This window comes from candidate division WOR-3 bacterium, from assembly GCA_016867815.1.
In the GTDB taxonomy this organism is placed as follows: Bacteria; Hydrothermota; Tepidihabitantia; order Tepidihabitantales; family Tepidihabitantaceae; genus UBA2258.
Map to the genome: position 1 here is coordinate 1 of VGIR01000157.1, position 4,297 is coordinate 4,297.

Annotated in this window: 6 protein-coding genes and 1 tRNA gene; 3 read left to right on the forward strand and 4 right to left on the reverse strand. The window is 63.5% G+C overall.

What is annotated here, in order from left to right; translation table 11 throughout:
- Positions 1-126: 126 nt before the first annotated feature.
- From FJY68_13635 to FJY68_13650, 4 genes are all read right to left on the reverse strand, one after another.
- Positions 127-702, reverse strand: coding sequence for an endonuclease III (locus tag FJY68_13635; GenBank protein MBM3332867.1), 576 nt, complete (start codon positions 700-702; stop codon positions 127-129).
- Positions 703-812: 110 nt separating this feature from the next.
- Complete coding sequence (locus FJY68_13640) at positions 813-1,223, reverse strand: hypothetical protein (protein ID MBM3332868.1); 411 nt, start codon at positions 1,221-1,223, stop codon at positions 813-815.
- Positions 1,224-1,304: 81 nt separating this feature from the next.
- Positions 1,305-2,138, reverse strand: coding sequence for a hypothetical protein (locus FJY68_13645; protein ID MBM3332869.1), 834 nt, complete (start codon positions 2,136-2,138; stop codon positions 1,305-1,307).
- A gap of 36 nt (positions 2,139-2,174) precedes the next feature.
- Positions 2,175-2,245, reverse strand: a tRNA-Gly gene (locus tag FJY68_13650).
- 275 nt (positions 2,246-2,520) lie between these two features.
- Here FJY68_13650 and FJY68_13655 point away from each other — a divergent pair.
- The 3 genes from FJY68_13655 to FJY68_13665 all read left to right on the forward strand — a co-directional run.
- Positions 2,521-2,709 (forward strand): redoxin domain-containing protein, encoded by a 189-nt coding sequence (locus FJY68_13655; protein ID MBM3332870.1) that lies wholly within the window; start codon positions 2,521-2,523, stop codon positions 2,707-2,709.
- Positions 2,710-2,727: 18 nt separating this feature from the next.
- Complete coding sequence (locus FJY68_13660) at positions 2,728-3,948, forward strand: hypothetical protein (protein ID MBM3332871.1); 1,221 nt, start codon at positions 2,728-2,730, stop codon at positions 3,946-3,948.
- Between the two features lie 216 nt (positions 3,949-4,164).
- Positions 4,165-4,297 (forward strand): RNA polymerase subunit sigma-70 (locus FJY68_13665; protein ID MBM3332872.1); only part of this gene is annotated, 133 nt, incomplete at its 3' end.

Sequence of the window (4,297 nt, forward strand, 5' to 3'; positions counted from 1 at the left end):
ACTCGTTGACGTATCGGCGAGCCTACCGGCCGGCATATCGGGTGGTTCTCATGTCCTGCGTCCGCAAAGAGCGAGTTGTGAATAGTGAATGGTGAGAACGGAGCGGGTTTCACAATCAACCTTCCTCTACTTACTCTTTTCACGGGGCACTCCGCGCCTTGGGCAGAGCCGGCTGAGCGGGCAGGCTGAGCAGAGCGGCTGCCGCGGACGGCAGATGGTCTGCCCCAGCGCCACCAGCAAGTGGTTCATGTCCTTCCAGGCATGGCGCGGCAGAATCGCCATCAACCCGACTTCCGTATCCGTCGGCCGACGAGTACGCACCAGATCCAGCCGGTTCGAGATCCGCTGCACATGCGTGTCCACCGCGATTGCCGGCAGGCCGTATCCGTGACTGAGGACGATGCTCGCGACCTTGCGGCCGACACCGGGCAGCTCCAGCAGTTCCGCCATCGTGCGCGGCACTTCTTCGTCCCACCGCTCCACCAGCATTCGAGCCAGCCGCGGCAGCAGCCTCGCTTTCGTGCGATAGAAGCCGACCGGATAGATGAGCTTCTGAATCCGGGTCGGGTTCAGATGTGACAGGGTACGCGGGTCGGCGGCGCGACTGAACAGGCGGGCCGATGCTGCCGCAGTAACCGGGTCCTGGGTGCGGGTGGAAAGGACGGCCGAAACGAGAATCCGGAAGGGGTCCGGCTGCGGCATCAACTTGACCGGCGCGTCCAGGCGCGTCCAGGCGCGGCGCAGGATGGCGCGAACGCGCAACGCCCGGCGACGGCGGTCGGCGGTCGGCGAGGTGCGGGGGGTAGAAATGCTCAGAAGCCGATGATCTTCAGTCCCGTGAGGAAGGTCATCGTGAGCATCAGGGCGACGGCGAGGATCATGAGGGTGGCGTGCCAGCGCATGTGCGGCGGCGTCTGGCCGGGCTGGCTGCGGGTGAAGGTGATGAGCGCGGCGACCAGGGCGGCGACAAGCACGATGATCGAGAGCGTCATGTGGCCGGAAAGCTCGACTCCCTTGTGAATGCCGCGCAGGCCCATGTTGACGAACAGACCCATGACGAAATTGGCCAGGCAGAGCAGCAGGAAGTAGATGGAACGGCCGCGCTGACGTCGCATCGGGAAGTCCCAGTCGCTGACCTTGGACAGGCTTACCTGGGCGGTTACCAGCCCAAGTGCGAGTGTGCCGAGGGCGATGATCGGATGGATGAAGCCGTACCAGGGCACGATCAGGAGGAAATGACCAAATCCGAATTCCTGATTCCCAATTCCGGAGTCCAGAGTCTAGTGTCCATAGTCGCCTTCGTCCTAGTCCACGAGGAAGCCGACACGGCAGCGGCTGAGGAGTTCCAGATTCGACCTGGAGCCATGAATCCGCGCCGCGTCGGCACGGCTGATGACCAGGTCACAGGAATTCGGGCCGGTCACCGCCAAGGCGCGAACGATGAGCGGGTCTGAGCCGACGCGTTCGGCAGCCAAGGCCTGGGGTCGGTCAGAGTAGTAGCCGACCAGCCCGTGCTGGGCTGCTTGCTCCGGTTCTGCAAAGTCCGAACTGAAGACGTCGTCGCCGGATTCGGTCACCACCTGAGGGAAGAGAGCGGGACGGGATGCCAGTCCTTTGGCGTCGACCAGGATGCCGCTGTACTCGGGCGCACCATCGGTCTCGTAGGGGACGAGCTCCAGGTCGGCCGGCGGCTCCTTGCCTTCGGGCCAGGGCTGGCCGCAGCAGGGGCACGCGGTCCGGCCCTGCAGGTGCGGGGCGCTCCTCACCGGTAGCATCAACTCGAGCACTGCGCCGGTCAGCGGAAATCCATACTCGGTCGAGATGGTGCCGTCCGACAGGTACTTCGTTCCCAGGCGCTCGCCCGGGAGGTTCAGCCGTTCCAACCGGCGCTGCACGAGAGAATGAGAAGAGAGATAGGAGCCGACCGTCCAGTCCCGGTCATAGGAGGCGGCCCTGAGGGTTTGCAGCATGCGTTCCTTGAGGACATCGGTGCTGTGCAGGCTGCGGGTCCCGGAGTCGACAGTTACGACAACGACTGTCTGGCGGGAGTAGTCAAGCGAGTCCGCGGCCGCCGAAGCGACCAGGGCAGCCAGCAGCGGTACCAGGAAACGCGCGAGAACTCCTTTCTGTACATTCACCAGTCAGACCTGGAAACTGGCGGGCAAAACGGAAAAAGCGGCCAACGGGAATCGAACCCGTGTAACCGGCTTGGGAAGCCGGAGCTCTACCCCTGAGCTATGGCCGCAGTATCAGCTTCAAGCCACAAGCCTCACGCTGTAGGCTGCTGGCTGACCAAGCACCCGGTCCGGAGGCTTGGGAAGCCGGAGCTCTACCCCTGAGCTATGGCCGCGTCGAAGTAGACAATACTAGGCCCAGCCGACTTCCTGTCAAGCGGATGCCCAGCCGGTGCCCGGACGGCAAAGGTCACATCGGCACAGCCTTGACCCTCGGTAGGACGAGGCTAGACTCTAGTGAGGCGAATAGTGGATCGAAAGGCAACTAGTCAGCAAAGAAGGAACCATGAAGGCTAAAGCGCTTCTTGTCGTCCTGCTGATGGTGCTCCTATCGGCACCCTCGGCAGCACTGGCCGTGCTCAACGTCGGCGACCAGGCGACGGAATTCAACATCCCGGACACCGCCTGGGTGAACCACCAACTGACCGAGTTTCGCGGCAGGGTGGTGATGATCCTGTTCTGGCAGCAGTGGTGACCGTACTGCCGCGAGGAGTTGCCTCGCCTTTCCTCCTTCCATAACGACTATGCGCCACACGGATTCGAGGCTCTCGCGATCAATATCAACGAGAGCATGGACTCCATCGTCAAGCCGTGGGCACGGCAGAACACCAACATGTACCTGCGCGACCCGGGCACGGTCTGGGCGGCCTACCGACATAGCGGCGGTCTGCCAACGAACTATGTGATCGACACGGCGGGAATCGTCCGGTACTGGGGCGAAGGGTTCAATGAGTCGGCGATCAGGGCTGTTATCGAGCAGTATCTGCCTGACAAGATCGAGCACGACGTCGGCGTAGCGCGGCTCCTGGCACCAACCGGTTCGATGGACTCGGGAACGGTGGTAACGCCGGCCTGCTCGCTGCGGAACTACCGGAGCAACGTTGAGACCTACCCGGTGCGGATGAGGGTTGGCGCCGGCTACGACACTACGGTCACGGTAACGAACCATCAGCCGGGCCAGACCGTGTACGTGCAGTTCCCACAATGGACGGCGCCGGCGCGGGGCAGCTTTGCGGTCACCTGCTCAACCGAGCTTACCACCGACGACATCAGCAGCAATGACGTGGCCAGGACCACCCTGACGGTCAACGTCGATGACATAGCCGTGACCGCGATTCTCGTGCCTCTCGACACCGTGGAGCTGGACCGCGGCTACGCGCCTGCCGTCGAGGTGAAGAACCTGGGCACGGTGGCCGACATGGCGAGGGTGAGGTTCTACGTCAGCGACTTCTACTTTGACAGCGTCAGAGTCGCGCTGCAGCCGGGCAAGACCGACACCGCGTTCTTTGACATCTGGACGCCGGCCACGCTCGGAACCTTCCCGGTTCGCTGTTCATCCGCGACCCTCAAGACTGACCTGGTAACCGACAACAACCAGTTGACCAAGTCGGTCTACGTCGTGCCTGCCGGCTTCGAGGAGCAGCCGATGGGCAATGCCCGGTTTACACTCTTCGGCAGCAGCCAGAACCCGGCGCGCACGCAGGCAACCATCCGCTACTCGTTGGCCCAGGCGTCGCCGGTCGATCTGCGGGTATTCTCGACCACCGGCGAATTGGTGCGCGTGCTCGAGTCAGGTAGCAGGGAGTCCGGACTGCACCAGGTAGTCTGGGACGGACGGGACCAGTTGGGCCGTCCGGTGGGCCGCGGCACCTGGTTCTGCCGGATGACTGCCGGCGGATACCAGGCAGTGAGCAAGCTGACTACCATCGAGTAGACCCTGCCGTTTCCAATCAGCGAGACCCGGGAACCCCGGGTCTCGCCGCTTATGACGACGTCGCCGTTGGCTGCCTCTGCGCCGTCGGAGACGCCGGCAAGTGATGCAGAGGGACGTCTTTGACACCGACGCCGAAGGGCCTATCCTCACGTCAGAGATGAGCAATCCCGCAGGTCACGTCTGTTGCATGGGGCCCGCTCTGGAGAGGGAACCTTGTTGAGCGACCCCGGAGTTCCGGTCAGCGACGACGCCGACCTTGTGCGCAGAGCGCAGGCCGGGGACCTCGGTGCGTTCGAGGAACTGGTGCGGCGGCACCAGCGCGGTCTCTTCTCCTACCTCTACCGGATGT

Excerpts from the sequence above, each read along its gene's own strand:
- FJY68_13635 (MBM3332867.1), bottom strand. The coding sequence starts at position 702 with ATGCCGCAGCCGGACCCCTTCCGGATTCTCGTTTCGGCCGTCCTTTCC.
- FJY68_13655 (MBM3332870.1), top strand. The coding sequence starts at position 2,521 with ATGAAGGCTAAAGCGCTTCTTGTCGTCCTGCTGATGGTGCTCCTATCG.